Origin of the sequence: Thermovenabulum gondwanense (assembly GCF_001601575.1) — a bacterium.
GTDB classification, from domain to species: domain Bacteria; phylum Bacillota; class Thermosediminibacteria; order Thermosediminibacterales; family Thermosediminibacteraceae; genus Thermovenabulum; species Thermovenabulum gondwanense.
Window position 1 is genome coordinate 1 of record NZ_LOHZ01000003.1, and the last position, 789, is coordinate 789.

The 789-nt window shown below is 48.9% G+C and carries 2 protein-coding genes; both read left to right on the plus strand.

Features of this window, described 5'->3' with window-relative positions; translation table 11 throughout:
* The coding region (locus ATZ99_RS00030) for a methylenetetrahydrofolate reductase C-terminal domain-containing protein (protein ID WP_187694796.1) at nucleotides 1–338 on the plus strand (338 nt) is incomplete at its 5' end.
* Between the two features lie 21 nt (nucleotides 339–359).
* Nucleotides 360–789 (plus strand): methylenetetrahydrofolate reductase (locus ATZ99_RS00035; RefSeq protein WP_187694797.1); only part of this gene is annotated, 430 nt, incomplete at its 3' end.

The following is a 789-nucleotide window of genomic DNA, read 5'->3' on the forward strand; positions in this document are numbered from 1 at the left end:
AGGAAAAACCCGTATACCCCGCCAACGACACCCTCTTTATCGGCGAAGTAGAAAGAATAGGGCACTTTACCGAAGCCTGCAGAGCCTGCGGCGAATGCGAACTTGCCTGGACCGGAGGCATATGCCCTGTAACAAAATGCGCAAAAGGGCTTCTAAACGGCCCCTGCGGCGGTGCAAAAAACGGAAAATGCGAACTAAGTCCAGAAAACGACTGCGCCTGGATACTCATATACCAAAAACTCCAGAAATTAGGCCAGACGGATAAACTTCTTCAAATAAAACCCCCCAAAGACCACAGCAAAGCCTACCATCCAAGAAAAATAACACCGCAAAAATAAAACACAGAGGAGGGGAAAAAAATGACCTTAAAACAAAAACTCCACGCCGGCCAATTTGCCGTAACCTGCGAACTTGCCCCGCCCAAAGGCATAGACACCACAAAATTCAAAGAATGCGCCAGAGCAATAAAAGGCAGGGTAGATGCCGTAAACATTACCGACTTTCAAAGCGCCGTAGTAAGGATGTCCTCACTGGGGGCCTGCATAATACTATTAGAAGAAGGCCTGGAGCCCGTAATGCAGATAACCGGAAGAGATAGAAACAGGATTGCAGTCCAGGGCGAACTACTATCCGCAGGAGCCCTGGGCATAAAAAACATACTGGCCCTCACCGGAGACCATCCCTACTTTGGAGACCACAAAACCACAAAACCCGTATTCGAACTCGACTCCGTAAACATCCTCCAGATAGCCAGCACCCTCATGGAAGGAAAAGACTTTGCAGGGAACC